Source organism: Halalkalibacter suaedae (genome assembly GCF_017939705.1).
Taxonomy (GTDB): Bacteria; Bacillota; Bacilli; order Bacillales; family Bacillaceae_D; genus Halalkalibacter; species Halalkalibacter suaedae.
This window is the reverse complement of record NZ_JAGKSQ010000001.1, coordinates 126,906-142,883: the sequence shown is the minus strand read 5'-3', so window position 1 is coordinate 142,883 and position 15,978 is coordinate 126,906. Positions and strand designations below refer to the sequence as shown.

Below are 15,978 nucleotides of genomic sequence, written 5' to 3'. Positions count from 1 at the left end.
ACAGAATAGGTTCTAAAACGGCTTAGGCCTACCTAGGATGGCGAGTCTGAGTATATGAGGAGGTGCAAGTATGTACGCAATTATTGAAACTGGTGGTAAACAAATCAAGGTTCAAGAAGGCCAAGAAATCTACATCGAAAAATTAGACGCAGAAGCTGGTGAAACAGTTAGCTTCGATAACGTTTTATTCGTAGGTGGCGATGATGTTAAAGTTGGTGCTCCATTTGTAGAGGGCGCTACGGTTTCGGCTAAAGTTGAAAAACACGGTCGTCAAAAGAAAATCATCGTTTGGAAGATGAAGGCTAAGAAGAACTACCGTCGTAAGCAAGGTCATCGTCAGCCTTACACAAAAGTGGTAATCGAAAAGATTAACGCGTAAGTAACCGATGATTACGGTAAAGATTCTCCGAAATAATAACAATGATATTGACTCTTTTACGATGAGTGGACATGCAGACTCTGGTCCGTATGGTCATGACCTCGTTTGTGCTGGTGCTTCGGCAGTATCCATTGGAACTGTGAATGCGATTGCCACATTATGTGGTACAGAGCTTAACGTCGAGATGGAAGAGGATGGTGGTTTTCTCCGCTGTTGTGTACCAACAGGTTTAAACAGCACAACATTTGAGAAAGTCCAGCTTCTTCTTGAAGGGATGCTAGTGTCTCTTTTATCGATAGCTGAGGAATACAGTCAATTTATCGAAATTAATGATAAACACGGGAGGTGAATTCCATGTTAAAAATGAATCTTCAATTTTTCGCATCGAAAAAAGGGGTAGGTAGTACAAAGAACGGACGTGACTCACAGTCTAAGCGTTTAGGCGCTAAGCGTGCTGACGGTCAAGCTGTTTCTGGTGGTTCAATCCTTGTACGCCAACGCGGTACACGCGTATATCCTGGTGTGAACGTAGGTAAAGGTGGCGACGATACTCTATTTGCAAAAGTAGATGGCGTTGTTAAATACGAGCGCGTTGGTCGTGATCGTAAGCAAGTGAGCGTCTATCCAGTCGCTCAATAATGCAAATGAAAACTCTCTATCAGGTATTCTGATGGAGAGTTTTTTTGTGTTATACTCTAACTAATATAGTTCGTGTAGCTGAATAAAGAAGAGGTGAAGAGAATGAAAGCATTTGTAAATGGGACTGTGTTAATAGGCACAGGTGAAATAATTGAAAATGGAACTGTGCTTATCAATGAAGGAAAGATTGTTCAGGTTGGTACAAACCTTGCTATTCCTGAACAAGCAGAGATTATCGATGTCGCAGGGAAATATGTGACGCCCGGTTTGATTGATGTACATACTCACTTAGGTGTATTTTCTGAAGGGTTAGGTGAAGCTGGACATGATTTTAATGAAACGACCAGTGCTACCACACCATATGTTCGTGCGATAGATGGAATCAATCCATTTGATCGAGGGTTCGAGGATGCTAGAATGGCTGGTGTCACAACGGTTCAGATTATGCCTGGGAGTGCGAATGTAATCGGTGGTGAAATGTCGATTGTGAAAACGCAAGGAACCATTGTTGACGAGATGATTGTTAGGTCACCATCAGGGATGAAAGCGGCATTTGGGGAAAACCCAAAACGTGTTCATGGTGGGAAAGGAAAGTTACCGATTACAAGAATGGGTGTTGCTGCTTTATTTCGTCAGCAATTTATGAAAGCACAGGATTATATGAAGAAAGTAGATGCTGGTGAGATTAAGGACCGTGACCTAGGTATGGAACAGCTTGTGAAAGTCCTCCGTAAAGAGATTCCACTACGTGCCCATGCCCATCGTGCTGATGATATTGTCACGCTCCTTCGGTTAATCAAAGAATTTGATCTTGATGCGACAATTGAACATTGTACGGAAGGTCATTTGATCACTTCCTATATAGCAAGTCATAATATTCGGGTGTCAGTTGGACCGACAATGACATCAAGAACGAAGCAAGAGCTTAATAACAAAGGCTTCCATACGTTAATTGAATTAGAGAAAGCAGGTGTTCCCTTCTCGATCACAACCGATCATCCTGTTGTGACAATTGATCATTTAATTACGTCTGCTGTAACAGCTGTCAAATACGGACTATCTGAAGAAACTGCGTTGAAATCAATAACAATACGAGCAGCTGAGCATTTAGGCATTGAGAATCAAGTAGGTTCACTAGAAGAAAACAAGGATGCTGATCTTGTCATTTGGAATGCTCATCCCCTATCTGGCCAAGCGATTGTTGAAAAGACGTTTATTAACGGGGAATGTGTGCATAATTAGAATGAAGCTTACTTGCCATTGGCAGGTAAGCTTTTTTGAAGCGTGGATTCGGACAGAAGGAGAGTATCAAAAGTGAATGAGCAATATGTAAATAAGCTCGAGAAGATGAAAGAGAATATTTGCCTGGCCACAGGTCGTGAGCAGAGACGGCTAATAACAGAACTCGTCTTGTTCATTGAACGAGAAAGGCATGATTCAAAAAGACGTAATTGAAAATAGTAGTTGCATATATAAGTATATGCTTATACAATAAAAAGCAGGAGGGAGGAAAGCAAATGAGCGAGGTTATCTCTACATTAGAACTAGACATTGCATCAAAAATACTAAAACTTCTCGGTGATAAGACAAGACTGTCGATGATGTCGATGATGTCAGAGGATGAATGTTGTGTCTGCGAATTTGTCGAACTGTTTCAAATGAGTCAGCCTTCTGTTAGTCAGCACTTACGTAAGCTTAGAGATGTTGGCTTAGTTGTTGAGGAAAGAAAAGGCCAGTGGATTTTCTATAGGGTCAACAAGCAACACGAGGCCTATACGATGGTTGATGAACTACTAAAGCATGTACCAAGTCAAAAAAATAAATTAATAGAATTAGAAAAACGTGGATTACGTGTTTGTTGTGAGTAATCGTCGAGGGGGAAGGTAGAATGACTATTTTAGCCATTCTAATATTCCTGTTTACACTTGTTTTAGTCATCTGGCAGCCTAGAAATCTATCAATAGGCTGGTCTGCATCTATTGGTGCAGTCTTAGCTCTTTTAGTTGGTGTCGTTGATTTTAATGATGTTGTGACAGTAACAGGAATTGTTTGGAATGCAACATTAACATTTGTTGCTATTATTATCATTTCTTTAATATTAGATGAAATTGGTTTCTTTGAATGGTCCGCACTACATATGGCCAGATTTGCAAAAGGCAATGGCTTGAAAATGTTTTTATATGTCTCTGTTCTTGGAGCAATTGTTGCCGCATTATTTGCAAATGACGGGGCAGCCCTCATTTTAACACCAATCGTTCTTGCGATGGTTCGAGCGTTACGCTTTAAAGAAGCAATGGTTTTGCCGTTTATTATGGCAAGTGGATTTATCGCTGATACGACATCATTACCATTACTCGTTAGTAACCTAGTTAATATTGTCTCAGCAGATTTTTTCGGAATCGGATTTGTTGAATATGCAACAAGAATGATCGTTCCTAATTTCTTTGCATTAGGGGCAAGTATTTTAGTGCTTTATCTCTATTTCCGTAAAGACATCCCAAAAGACTATGATGTCACTCAATTAAAGAAACCAGTTGAGGTCATTAAAGACCAACGACTTTTTAAACTTTCATGGTTGATTTTAGCTGTTTTATTAATTGGCTATTTTATTAGTGAATTTGTAGAAGTACCTGTATCCTTTATTGCTATGCCTATCGCTCTTATTTTCTATTTGGTCTTTCGTTCAATTAGTGCCAAGCACCCCAAACTTAGCTCAGCCGGCATTATCAAGGGTGCACCATGGGCGATTGTTGTTTTTTCAATTGGGATGTATGTCGTTGTCTATGGCCTACGTAATGTTGGATTAACAGATGTATTGGCTTCTCTGATTCAATTAACAACCGAGCAAGGATTATTTGTTGGGACAATGTCAATGGGATTTATCGCAGCAATTCTCTCTTCAATCATGAATAATATGCCAACAGTCATGATCAATGCTCTTGCTATAGCTGAGACCAATACGACTGGAGTGATGAGAGAGGCTCTTATTTATGCCAATATTATCGGCTCAGATTTAGGTCCAAAAATTACACCAATTGGTTCATTAGCAACACTGCTATGGCTCCATGTTCTTTCTCAAAAAGGAATGAAGATTTCTTGGGGTTATTACTTTAAAGTAGGGATCATCCTAACTGTTCCGACACTGTTCATTACACTAGTTGGTTTATATCTCTGGTTTATCGTTATCTTATAAAATTCAAACTCAATTAAAAGGAGCCATACTCAATGTCAAAACCTATTATTTATTTTTTATGTACAGGAAATTCTTGCAGAAGCCAAATGGCTGAAGGTTGGGGAAAAACATATTTAAGTGACAAATATGACGTTTATTCTGCAGGGATTGAAGCACATGGAGTTAATCCAAACGCTGTTCGAGCAATGGCTGAAGTAGATGTAGATATTTCTAACCAAACATCAGATACAATTGACCAAGAGATTTTGAAGAAAGCGGATTTCGTTGTGACGCTTTGTGGTCATGCTAATGATGTATGTCCAGCAACTCCACCAAACAAAGAACGTGATCACTGGGGCTTTGATGACCCAGCAAAGGCAGAAGGTACGGAAGAGGAAAAATGGGCATTCTTCCAACGAGTTCGTGATGAAATTGGTGAACGAATCAAAACGTTTGCTGAAACAGGTAAATAAAAAATGAAAAGTCGAGGAAACTCGGCTTTTTATAATAGGAAGTGAGTGAATAGGATGGCTAAATTACGAATCTATGATCCAGCAATGTGTTGCACGACAGGTGTATGCGGTCCATCAGTTGATCCAGAGCTAACAAGAGTTGCCAGTGCAATCTTTTTATTAGAAAAAAACGGCGTCGATATTAAACGCTTTAATTTAACATCTGAGCCAGAAGCATTTGTTGAAAATAGTCTGATCCAAGGGCTTTTAAATGAAAAAGGAATGGACGGATTACCGGCAGTTCTTGTTGATGATGAAATCAGGCTTGTCGGGAGATACCCATCAGTAGAGGAATTTGCAACATGGACAGATATGTCGATAGAACAACTTTCCAAAGATAAAAGTACAAAAAAGGGGATTGAATTGCTGTGAGTTATCCTCGTTTCCAACCAATAACAGATAGTCAGACACCTTATCTCTTTTTTACTGGAAAAGGAGGCGTTGGAAAAACGTCCACAGCCTGTGCAACTGCTGTTGCCCTTGCGGATCAAGGTAAAAAAGTATTAATTGTTAGTACGGATCCTGCTTCAAATCTTCAGGATGTCTTTGAAGAAGATATCGAATTTCAAACAACCAAACTGTCAACAGTGGATAATGTGTATGCTATTAATCTTGATCCAGAAGAAGCTGCACGTGCCTACCGTGAAAAAGTTATTGGGCCATATCGTGATAAGCTTCCAGCCACAGTCGTTGCACAGATGGAAGAACAATTGTCTGGAGCATGTACAGTTGAGCTTGCAGCATTTGATGAATTTGCTTCAATCTTAACAGACAAAACTCGAACGAGTGAATATGATCATATTATTTTTGATACAGCACCAACTGGTCACACGTTAAGACTACTACAGCTGCCATCTGCTTGGTCAAGCTTCCTAGAAGATAGTACACACGGAGCTTCTTGTTTAGGACCATTATCTGGACTGGCAGAGAAAAAATCTTTATACACAGAAGCGGTCAAAGCACTGGCAAATTCAGAGTTAACAACACTTATTTTAGTAGCTAGACCAGAGGAATCCGCACTTAAAGAGGCAAATCGAGCGGCGAAAGAGTTAATGGATGTCGGTCTAACAAATCAGAAATTGCTGATAAACGGCAAACTGCAACAATTTGTAAAAGAAGATACGGTATCAACTACTTTTTTTCAACGTCAGGAAAAAGCTTTGAAGGAGATTCAAGTAGATTCGAAGAGACCTACGTATGAATTGCCATTTGTCTCATATCCACTTACTGGTGTCAACTCATTACGAGCATTATTCAAAGACGACCTAATTACTGAAACGATTACTTCTAATACAGAAGTAAATGCTGAGAATCTCTCGGAGCTCATTGAGCAAGTAAGTAAGAAAAAAAGTGGCGTTGTATTAACAATGGGCAAAGGTGGGGTCGGCAAGACAACCGTTGCAGCAGCCATTGCTGTCGGCTTAGTTGAAAAAGGCTATCAAGTCCACTTAACTACGACAGACCCAGCGGCACATGTTGTTGTTGAATCGGAACAGTCGCTAACGATAAGCCGGATTGATCCAAAGGTTGAAGTTGAACGTTATAAGCAAGAAGTTCTTCAACAAGCAAAAGATACAGTTGATGAAGATGGGCTTGCATTTCTCGAAGAAGATTTAAATTCTCCTTGCACAGAGGAAATTGCTGTCTTTCGAGCATTCGCAGCTGTTGTTGATCAAGCAGAGGATTCCTTTGTGATTATCGATACAGCTCCAACAGGACATACGCTGCTGCTCTTAGATGCCGCTGAATCTTATCACAAGGAATTAGAACGTTCAACGGGAGAAATTCCAGAGTCCGTTAACAAGTTATTGCCGCGTTTACGAAATGGAAACGAAACAGATGTCATCATCGTAACCCTGCCTGAGGCAACACCTGTTTATGAAGCGATACGTTTGGAAGAGGATTTAAAAAGGGCAAGTATTTATCCGAGCTGGTGGGTGATTAACCAAAGCTTTGCAAAAACAAATACAATTGATCCGATATTAAAAGCTCGTGCAGCAACAGAAATGAGATGGATGAACATCGTGTCTGAACGTGCCGCCAGAATGTCTGTTATTCCATGGAAGTCTGATTTAATCATTGGGTATGAAAAAGTAAAAGCAATGATTGATTAGACATGCAGACTGACTCAACAATAACGCTTGTTGACTGGGTTAGTTTATTTTATATCAGATTAACAAGTTCAAGATAGTTTCAGAAGAGAAATCCTATACTTTGTATCCATAATAAGAAGGTGAGGGATATACATGAGTCATTTACCCGTTGCTATTATTGGAGGAGGTCCAGTCGGTCTTGCGGCTGCTGCTCACTTAATTGAAAGAAACATTCCATTTGTCTTACTTGAAGCCGGAAATGAAGTTGGAGCGTCTATTCGACAATGGGGTCATATTCATTTGTTTTCTCCATGGAAATTTAATGTTAATAAGGCAGCAAAGCAATTGCTTGAAATGGATGGTTGGCTTCATCCAAATGATGAAGACTTTCATACCGGAGATGAGCTAGTAGACATTTACCTCAAGCCTCTTGCGAATCATCGACAACTAAAGCCGTTCATTCATTACAATAGTAGAGTGAAGGCTGTCGGACGAAAAGGAATCGATAAGTTAAAAACAAAAGGCCGCGATCAAGTTCCCTTTACAATTCGATATGAACAAGAGCAAAGAATTAAGACAATTGAAGCGAAAGCAGTGATTGATGCAACAGGCACATGGCAAAATCCTAATCCGGTTGGGTCTGGGGGAATCATGGCTGAAGGTGAAGAACGATTTAGTAATAAGATCACTTATGGTATTCCTGCTGTCCTATCAAAGCAACGTTCGACATACGCTGGTAAATCAGTTCTCGTTGTAGGAAGTGGACATTCAGCAATTAATTCAATTATTGAGTTATCGGAATTGCAAAAACAAGAACCAACGACAAAAATCACGTGGGCGTTGCGCAAGCAAACAGTAGAGGAAGCATTCGGTGGAGGTGAGGCTGATGCTCTCCCAGCTCGAGGTGCATTAGGTTTAAAAATAAAGGAACTTGTAAGTGCTAGAATGATTGAAGTCGTTACTCCATTTTATATAGAAGAAATAAGCGGGAAAGACACACTAGTCGTAAAAGGGCAGCTAGGAGAAGAGTACAAAGAGTTAACAGGAATCGATCAAATCATAACAAATACAGGAGCAAGACCAGACTTTGATTTCCTAAAGGAAGTTAGAATCAGTTATGATTCAGCTGTTGAGAGTGTTCCGGCACTTGCTCCATTAATTGATCCAAACCTCCATAGTTGTGGTACTGTCCGACCACATGGTGAGAAGGAACTACGTCAGCCAGAGGAGAATCTTTATATTGTTGGTATGAAGAGCTATGGCAGGGCCCCTACATTTTTACTGGCAACTGGGTATGAGCAAGTTAGATCTGTTGTAGCTAAACTGGTAGGCGATCTTGATGCAGCCGAGCGAGTTGAACTTGATCTCCCAAAGACAGGTGTATGTACAACTAATAGACCTCAAACAAAAAAAGCAATTCCGTTAACAGTGACAGCTAAACCAACTTCGTGCTGTTAAATATGAAAGGGCCTACTATAGATCATTATAGTAGGCCTTATCTACTTTGGTCAGACATGCTTTAAATCATTACTTCATATTAGGAATGTCTATCTAATACATTAATTACCTCTATGTAAAAGAGTAATTGTGTAAGAGTGTGGAAAATAGAGTTATATAGAGAAAATGAAAGACAAATTAAGATGATACACGCTTACATAACGTTTTAAAAAAAGAGCAGATGATGGTAAGATACACTTTGTGAATAACGGACCCCGACTTTTGTGAGAGTCAAAAGTCGAACAAAAAAAATCTAGGAAAGAGGTGCACGATTGAACATTCAATCAATTAAACAGGAATGGTTTGGCAACGTCAAAGGTGACGTACTTGCTGGCCTAGTTGTCGCACTCGCATTAATTCCAGAAGCAATTGCCTTCTCGATTATTGCTGGTGTTGATCCAATGGTTGGGCTATATGCCTCCTTTTGTATCGCTGTAGTTATTGCCTTTGTTGGTGGACGACCAGGGATGATTTCTGCTGCCACTGGAGCGATGGCATTAGTCATGGTTACATTAGTTGCCGATCATGGATTGCAGTACTTACTTGCTGCAACTATTTTAACAGGAGTTTTACAGATAATATTTGGAGTTTTTAAGCTGGCAAGACTGATGAAGTTTGTTCCAAGGTCAGTTATGGTAGGTTTCGTTAACGCATTGGCGATTCTTATTTTTATGGCTCAATTGGAGCAATTTGAGGGTGCAACGTGGTTAATGTATGCACTTGTTGCCGCTACTCTAGTTATTATCTATGGCTTACCACGTATTACAAAGGCTGTACCATCGGCTTTAGCTGCGATCGTATTAATTACAGCTGTTGCTATTTTTGCAGGCTTTAATGTCTCGACAGTTGGTGATATGGGTGCTCTAACTCAGGAATTACCGCTGTTTTTGATTCCGAATATTCCTTTTACATTTGAAACGTTAATGATTATTCTTCCGTATTCACTTGCTTTAGCTATTGTTGGTTTACTAGAGTCATTATTAACGGCAAATATCGTTGATGATATGACAGATACAGAAAGTGATAAGAATAAAGAAAGTCGTGGTCAAGGTATCGCGAACATTGTTGCAGGCTTTTTCGGTGGAATGGCTGGCTGTGCAATGATTGGGCAATCAGTTATTAATGTTAAATCAGGAGGAAGCGGACGTCTTTCAGCTTTAGTTGCAGGTGTCTTTTTGATGTTCTTAATCCTGGTGCTTGGAGGAATTGTCGTTCAAATACCAATGGCAGCATTAGTTGGTGTGATGTTCATGGTCGCATTTAGTACGTTTGATTGGAGTTCACTAAGAAATATTCACAAACTACCACGTACAGATGCACTTGTTATGGTTGTTACCGTTGCTACGGTTGTCATTACCCATAACCTTGCTATTGGTGTCTTCGCTGGTGTCTTATTAAGTATGATTTTCTTTGCAGCAAAGATATCGAAGGTTGATGTCCAAAAGACAACACAATCGAAAAAGACAACCTACAAAGTTACTGGACAAATCTTCTTTGCTTCTGTTACTGATTTTGTTAACCAGTTTGATTTTAAACAGGAGAGCGGATCAGTAGAAATTGATTTAACAAATGCCCATTTATGGGATGACTCTGCAATTGGTGCACTAGATAAAATTGAAGGTAAATTTGAACAGAATCATGTTCATGTTCAATTTGTCGGGCTAAATTCAGAGAGTGAAAAATTAAAATCAAAAATAGGTGGTCTTTCTAAGGCTTCAGGACATTAATACAAATGAATTAGAAGGTGCTGCTAAACAATCTATGTTTAGCAGCACCTTTTTTCTTATTATAAATAAAATGTAAAAAGAGGATTCACTTTTCTAATGTAAGCGATTACAATAAACAAAAGGGGGTACTATTATGTTTAAACATATTTTGTTAGCGGCTGACGGTTCTGACCACTCCTTGCGATCTGCAGAAAAAGCCATTGAATTAGCAAAATCGAATGAAAGCACACTAGACGTTGTTTATGTTGTTAGTGGTTCTACCTCAAAAGCTGATGTTCTTGCTTATAATAGTAAATTTGAGGTTGAACAAAAAAGAAAGGAAAAATTAGCTCCGATCGTTAAACGTCTGAAGCAGGAAAATATCAACTTTACCATTCATATTATCCACGGCGAACCCGGCCCTGCCATTGTTAAGTTCGCAAATGATAGAGAGTATGACTGCGTTGTTGTAGGAAGTCGTGGATTAAATAAACTTCAAACGTTCGTACTAGGAAGTGTAAGTCATAAAATTGCAAAAAGGGTAGAGAAGCCTGTACTGATTGTAAAATAGTAATTGTTGATGATCATTTTAATATAAACCCTAGGGAGATTGGATACTTAATTGCCAATCTCTTTTTAATGTATTGATTATTAAGGTTGTGTTTTGAAAGTTAAACAAATAAAGAAAAAAACCTAGATACTATATATTTCCTATTTAATTTTGATGAAGCCCGTCACTAAAAGGAAATCATGACAAATAAGGAACAAAATTTGCCAAAAAGTGAGCAGTTTCTACTTACATTTACAAAACCTTTACAAACTAGTCATACGCACTTAATATTGTCCCACTATACTAGCAATTGTGAGAGGGAAACACCTTCTACATATACTTGGTTAAAGAGAAAAGGGAGGACAATGGAGTGAAAAAACTTTTATTGTTATTAGTAATGGCAACTCTTATGGCATTCGTAGCTGCATGTGGTACTGATGAAGAAGCACCTGAGGAAAATACAGGGGCTGAAACAGAAGAGACTGAGACAGAAGAAGCTGAAACAGAAGAAACAGCTTTAGAAGGTGAAGTTAATATTGATGGTTCAGGTACTGTGTATCCTTTAATGTCAGCTTTAGCTGAAGAATATCAAACAAGTGTGCAAGAAGGAGTAGTTGTTCCTGTGAGTCGTGCAGGTACGAGTGCTGGTTTCCAAAAGTTCTTAGTTGATGGTGGAACAGATTTCAATAATGCTTCACGCCAAATTAAAGAAGAAGAACAAGCAATCGCTGATGACCTTGGAATCGAAGTAAAAGAGTTCAAAGTAGCATTAGATGGATTAACATTTGTTATTCACCCTGAAAATGATTGGGCTACAGAATTAACAGATGAGCAATTAATTAGTATTTTCAAGCATGATGGTGGAGTAACTAAGTGGTCTGATTTAGATCCGAGTTTCCCAGATGAAGAGATTAAGCCAATGGGTCCTAACGAAAACCATGGTACGTACGAATTTTTCTATGAGAAAATTCTAGAAAAAGAAGATCTAGTTGATTCAGTTAATCTTCAACAAGAATATTCGAATCTTGTTAATTTAGTAGCAGAAGATGTGAATGGAATTGCATTCTTTGGTTTTGGTTACTACGTAAACAACCAAGATAAGCTTAAGGCTGTTAACGTTGATTTTGGTGAAGGCCCAGTTGAGCCATCATTAGAGACAATCGGTGAAGATGCTGCATATGCACCATTTACGCGTCCTGTATTCACATATTTAAATGTTAATAGTGCTAAAGAAAGACCTGAAGTATTAGACTATGCTCTTTATGTAGTAAACAATGTAAATGAGTTTGCTGGTGAAACTGGATTTGCTCCACTTCCAGAAGAAGAGCTTCAATCGTATGTTGAATTCCTTGAAGGATTAAAATAAGTTAATAGTTACTGTAGGAGATGGGAGTAGCTCGCTACTTCTCATCTCCTCCTATGCTTTATTATTTCATTTGCTTTGCTTTAAATAGGTTTATAGGGATGAAAGGGGAAATCCTAAAAATGGATGCAAAGATAAGTAAGACCGTTGATGTACAAGGGATGATACAGAACAAAAAGAATTCTAGGAACATTAGATCCATTATAGAAAAGCTAATACCGAAATTATTATTACTAATTGCATCAATTTCAATTCTAACAACACTAGGTATACTATTTACACTTTTAAGTGAAACGATTGAATTCTTTAGACGAGTACCATTTTTAGACTTCTTTACTGGAACAGAATTAAAGCCATTAAGTCAAGAGCCGTTATTTGGGGTACTACCACTCTTAACAGGTACGATTCTTTCATCATTTATTGCGATGATTGTAGCCGTTCCAATTGGTTTAATGACAGCGGTATTTCTGAGTGAGTATGCTTCTGACAAGGCAAGAAGAGTGTTGAAGCCCCTACTTGAAGTACTTGCTGGAATACCGACAATTGTTTATGGTTTTTTCGCTTTTACATTTGTTACTCCAATTCTAAGGTCTTTCATTCCTGGTTTGGAAGCAACAAATATTCTTAGTCCTGGTATTGTTATGGGTATCATGATTATACCAATGGTAGCATCTTTATCTGAAGATGCGATGAGTTCAGTTCCTAACTCAATGAGAGAAGGAGCCTTAGCACTTGGAGCAACGAAATTAGAAGTCACAGGTCGTGTAATTATTCCTGCAGCATTATCTGGAATTATTGCATCATTTGTACTCGGTATTTCTCGTGCAATTGGTGAAACAATGATCGTAACCATTGCAAGTGGAAGCTCTAAGAACTTTACATTCGACATTACTCAATCTATGCAGACAATGACTGCCTATATTGTTGAAGTCACTGGTGGAGACGCTCCAGCCGGTTCGACTATATATTATAGTTTGTACGCCGTCGCTATGACACTTTTTGTTTTTACATTTCTAATGAACTTATTTGCACGATATATCTCTCGTAAATTCAGGGAGGAGTATTAAAAATGAAGTATATTAATCCACTTGAAGTTCAAAAAAAGATGAACTCACGAATTTTGACGAATAACTTAGCTAAGATTTTGTTCTTTCTCGCAACTACTTTCGGCTTAGTTGTTCTAGTTGTATTAATTGCCAGAGTCGTTTCACAAAGTATGGGCTGGATTGATTTAAATTTCATTACAGGTAAACTCTCAACGAATGCAGACAAAGCTGGAATTATGGGAGCGATACTTGGAACGTTATGGCTGATGTTAATTGTTGCACCTGTTACGATGTTTCTTGGTGTTGGTACAGCAATTTACTTAGAGTCTTATGCAAAAAAAGGCAAGATACATTCCTTTATCCAAACGAATATTGCCAATCTAGCGGGTGTACCTTCGATTGTTTTTGGTATTTTAGGGTTAACCGTTTTTGTAAGAGCGATGGATTTAGGTGGGGTTATTTTAGCTGGTGGATTAACGATGTCACTATTAGTCCTTCCAATTGTTGTTGTGGCCAGTCAAGAAGCGATACGATCGGTGCCTAGTTTCTTGAGTGAAGCATCATACGGTATGGGGGCAACAAAATGGCAAACAATTAAAAACATCGTATTACCTGCTGCATTACCGGGAATCTTAACAGGAGTTATTTTATCACTTTCAAGAGCAATTGGAGAAACTGCTCCGCTTGTCGTAATCGGAATTCCAGCATTGTTAATTCCGTTCCCTGGCGGTATTTTAGATCGATTTACTATATTACCAATGCAGATTTATTACTGGACAATTGACTCAGCTTTAGTAGCTGAATATGCTAATTTAGCTGCTGCAACAATTGTTGTCTTGCTTCTAGTATTATTCATTATGAATTCGATCGCTATTATTATTAGAAATAAATTTCAAAGAAGATACTAATTTTTGGGGGTTAGTAATTATGGGACTCGTTTCAACAACTGAAAAGCAATTAGATAATCGTATTAAGAGTAAGTCACCTGAAAATGAAATGAAAGACCAACGAATTGTGTATGATACTAAGTCATTAAACCTTTGGTATGGCGGTGATCAAGCACTTAAAAATATTAATCTTTCTATTTATGAGAAGGAAGTAACTGCGATTATAGGACCCTCTGGATGTGGGAAGTCCACATATATTAAAACCTTAAACCGAATGGTTGAACTAATTCCGACTGTTCGTATTTCTGGAGATATCGTTTATCGTGGTAAGAGCATTCTTGATAAATCATTTAAAGTAGAAGATCTTCGTACAAGAGTAGGTATGGTGTTTCAAAAGCCAAATCCATTTCCAAAATCAATCTATGACAATATTGCTTACGGACCTAGAATTCATGGGATTAAAAATAAAAAAATCCTAGATGAGATTGTAGAAATGAGCTTACGTGGTGCCTATATCTGGGAAGAAGTTAAGGACCGTCTTAGTGAAAATGCGTATGGCTTATCTGGTGGTCAGCAACAACGCCTTTGCATTGCACGCTGTTTAGCAATTGAACCTGATGTTATTTTAATGGATGAACCTACATCAGCTCTTGATCCGAAATCAACATTAAAAGTTGAGGAGCTTATTCAAGAGCTAAGAAAAGAGTACTCAATTACGATTGTTACTCATAATATGCAACAAGCAGCACGTATTTCTAATAAAACAGCCTTCTTCTTAAATGGAGAAGTTGTTGAATATGATGAAACGGATACTATTTTTTCTAATCCATCTGACAAACGGACAGAGGATTACATCACTGGACGTTTTGGTTAATAAGGAGTTTGATTTGATATGACAGTTCGGCTTAGTTTTGACTCACAACTTAATACAGTGAAGCAGCGGATACTAGAAATGGGTAGACAAGTAGAAGGTGTGCTTCTTACTGTAATAGATTCTTGGAATTCAACCAATACCGCGATGATGGAAAAAGTCATTACTGAAGATTACAAAATCAACCAGTTAGAACTGCATATGCACGATCAAGTAACGTTAATTATTTCTAAACAACAACCAGTTGCAACGGATCTAAGAAAATTGATTGTTGCCTTAAAAATTTCAAGTGATTTAGAGCGAGTTGCCGATTTAGCAGTTGATATGGCAAAGCAGGCGAAAAGGATGAATTCGAATGCACATTTAACCTATCAAGATCATATTGTTACAATGTTTGGAATGGCCCAAGTGATGGTCAATCAAGCCTTGGAAGCATATGAAAAAACGGATCTTCTAATGGCCCAAAAGATTGCAACAATGGATGATAAAGTCGATCATTTATATGGTGAATTTATCCGTGAACTGTTTTCAAATAAGGACTTAAATATGGAAGTTGATCAAGTGACTCAGCTCGCCTTTATTGGTCGCTACATTGAGCGTATTGCTGATTACGCAACGAATATTGCTGAATGGGTTGTTTATGAAGTGAACGGCAAGCATTTTGATTTGAACTAAGATACCGAGCCGCAAACCAATTGCCCTAAAGCCTACTATGAGATTCCTACATAGTAGGCTTTAAACATTTATTTATACTTAAGACAACGAGTCCAAGGTTTTCAGTATGATCCTTATCTTTTATAGTAATTTTTATTTATGCTTGGTTAAATCTTGTTTTCTAGATTATACTTAACAATGAAAAACGTTTAAGGAGGTTGTTTTTTTGTCACAAACATTATTGAATATTTTTTATCAGTCTCACACTGGTTCGTGGGCGATTACGATTTTGCTTTTTGTCATTAGTTATTTTTTACTTAAGGCTGGCAAGAACAAGGCGTCGAAAATTGTACATATGATCCTACGCTTATTTTATGTCATTATGATTGTTTCTGGTATTGGTACGTTGATTGGGTATAGTTTTACGCCTGTGTATGTAGTCAAAGGTATCATTGCCCTAGTTCTTATCTATGCTATGGAAATGATCCTCGTTCGTACGAAAAAAGGAACACTTGGGCAGCAAGCCATGACTTATTGGATTTTATTTGCAATCACGTTAATTGTCGTTGTCCTTATTGGTTTTGGTGTTATAACCTTCTAAAAATGGGA

At 38.3% G+C, this 15,978-nt stretch carries 19 protein-coding genes and 1 other annotated feature (1 of these 20 cut by a window edge); all 19 genes read left to right on the top strand.

Annotated elements, in window-relative coordinates; translation table 11 throughout:
• Positions 1–58: a sequence feature (ribosomal protein L21 leader region), on the top strand; it begins 16 nt to the left of the window's first position.
• Between the two features lie 12 nt (positions 59–70).
• Positions 71–379 (top strand): 50S ribosomal protein L21, encoded by a 309-nt coding sequence (gene rplU / locus J7W16_RS00715; protein WP_210595016.1) that lies wholly within the window; start codon positions 71–73, stop codon positions 377–379.
• A 7-nt stretch (positions 380–386) separates the two neighbouring features.
• Positions 387–728, top strand: coding sequence for a ribosomal-processing cysteine protease Prp (locus tag J7W16_RS00710; protein ID WP_210595015.1), 342 nt, complete (start codon positions 387–389; stop codon positions 726–728).
• Positions 729–733: 5 nt separating this feature from the next.
• Entirely contained in the window at positions 734–1,018 is a 285-nt protein-coding gene (rpmA, locus tag J7W16_RS00705; protein ID WP_210595014.1) for a 50S ribosomal protein L27, read from the top strand.
• A 102-nt stretch (positions 1,019–1,120) separates the two neighbouring features.
• Positions 1,121–2,260 carry an amidohydrolase gene (locus tag J7W16_RS00700; RefSeq protein WP_210595013.1) on the top strand — a complete coding sequence of 380 codons (1,140 nt, stop codon included), beginning with the start codon at positions 1,121–1,123 and terminating at the stop codon, positions 2,258–2,260.
• 72 nt (positions 2,261–2,332) lie between these two features.
• Positions 2,333–2,473: a hypothetical protein gene (locus J7W16_RS00695; RefSeq protein ID WP_210595012.1), complete on the top strand. Its 141-nt coding sequence runs from the start codon at positions 2,333–2,335 to the stop codon at positions 2,471–2,473.
• A gap of 62 nt (positions 2,474–2,535) precedes the next feature.
• Positions 2,536–2,886: an ArsR/SmtB family transcription factor gene (locus tag J7W16_RS00690; protein ID WP_210595011.1), complete on the top strand. Its 351-nt coding sequence runs from the start codon at positions 2,536–2,538 to the stop codon at positions 2,884–2,886.
• Positions 2,887–2,906: 20 nt separating this feature from the next.
• Positions 2,907–4,211, top strand: coding sequence for an arsenic transporter (locus J7W16_RS00685; protein ID WP_210595010.1), 1,305 nt, complete (start codon positions 2,907–2,909; stop codon positions 4,209–4,211).
• A gap of 32 nt (positions 4,212–4,243) precedes the next feature.
• A complete protein-coding gene (gene arsC, locus J7W16_RS00680) occupies positions 4,244–4,663 on the top strand; it encodes an arsenate reductase (thioredoxin) (protein WP_210595009.1) in 420 nt (139 codons plus the stop codon).
• 54 nt (positions 4,664–4,717) lie between these two features.
• Positions 4,718–5,074, top strand: a complete 357-nt coding sequence (gene arsD / locus J7W16_RS00675) for an arsenite efflux transporter metallochaperone ArsD (RefSeq protein WP_210595008.1) — start codon at positions 4,718–4,720, stop codon at positions 5,072–5,074.
• Complete coding sequence (arsA, locus tag J7W16_RS00670) at positions 5,071–6,816, top strand: arsenical pump-driving ATPase (protein WP_346726885.1); 1,746 nt, start codon at positions 5,071–5,073, stop codon at positions 6,814–6,816. The genes arsD and arsA overlap by 4 nt, the downstream gene beginning before the upstream one ends.
• Before the next feature lie 132 nt (positions 6,817–6,948).
• On the top strand, positions 6,949–8,253 hold the full coding sequence (locus tag J7W16_RS00665; RefSeq protein WP_210595007.1) for an FAD-dependent oxidoreductase: 1,305 nt from the start codon (positions 6,949–6,951) through the stop codon (positions 8,251–8,253).
• Positions 8,254–8,564: 311 nt separating this feature from the next.
• Positions 8,565–10,019: a SulP family inorganic anion transporter gene (locus J7W16_RS00660; RefSeq protein WP_210595006.1), complete on the top strand. Its 1,455-nt coding sequence runs from the start codon at positions 8,565–8,567 to the stop codon at positions 10,017–10,019.
• Positions 10,020–10,152: 133 nt separating this feature from the next.
• Positions 10,153–10,569, top strand: a complete 417-nt coding sequence (locus J7W16_RS00655) for a universal stress protein (protein ID WP_210595005.1) — start codon at positions 10,153–10,155, stop codon at positions 10,567–10,569.
• Between the two features lie 349 nt (positions 10,570–10,918).
• On the top strand, positions 10,919–11,914 hold the full coding sequence (locus tag J7W16_RS00650) for a PstS family phosphate ABC transporter substrate-binding protein (RefSeq protein WP_210595004.1): 996 nt from the start codon (positions 10,919–10,921) through the stop codon (positions 11,912–11,914).
• A gap of 119 nt (positions 11,915–12,033) precedes the next feature.
• Entirely contained in the window at positions 12,034–12,978 is a 945-nt protein-coding gene (gene pstC / locus J7W16_RS00645; protein WP_210595003.1) for a phosphate ABC transporter permease subunit PstC, read from the top strand.
• Between the two features lie 2 nt (positions 12,979–12,980).
• Entirely contained in the window at positions 12,981–13,865 is an 885-nt protein-coding gene (pstA, locus tag J7W16_RS00640; protein ID WP_210595002.1) for a phosphate ABC transporter permease PstA, read from the top strand.
• An 88-nt stretch (positions 13,866–13,953) separates the two neighbouring features.
• Positions 13,954–14,718 carry a phosphate ABC transporter ATP-binding protein PstB gene (gene pstB / locus J7W16_RS00635; protein WP_419095803.1) on the top strand — a complete coding sequence of 255 codons (765 nt, stop codon included), beginning with the start codon at positions 13,954–13,956 and terminating at the stop codon, positions 14,716–14,718.
• 18 nt (positions 14,719–14,736) lie between these two features.
• Complete coding sequence (gene phoU / locus J7W16_RS00630) at positions 14,737–15,390, top strand: phosphate signaling complex protein PhoU (protein WP_210595000.1); 654 nt, start codon at positions 14,737–14,739, stop codon at positions 15,388–15,390.
• A 205-nt stretch (positions 15,391–15,595) separates the two neighbouring features.
• On the top strand, positions 15,596–15,970 hold the full coding sequence (locus J7W16_RS00625; protein WP_210594999.1) for a DUF1516 family protein: 375 nt from the start codon (positions 15,596–15,598) through the stop codon (positions 15,968–15,970).
• Positions 15,971–15,978 lie beyond the last annotated feature (8 nt).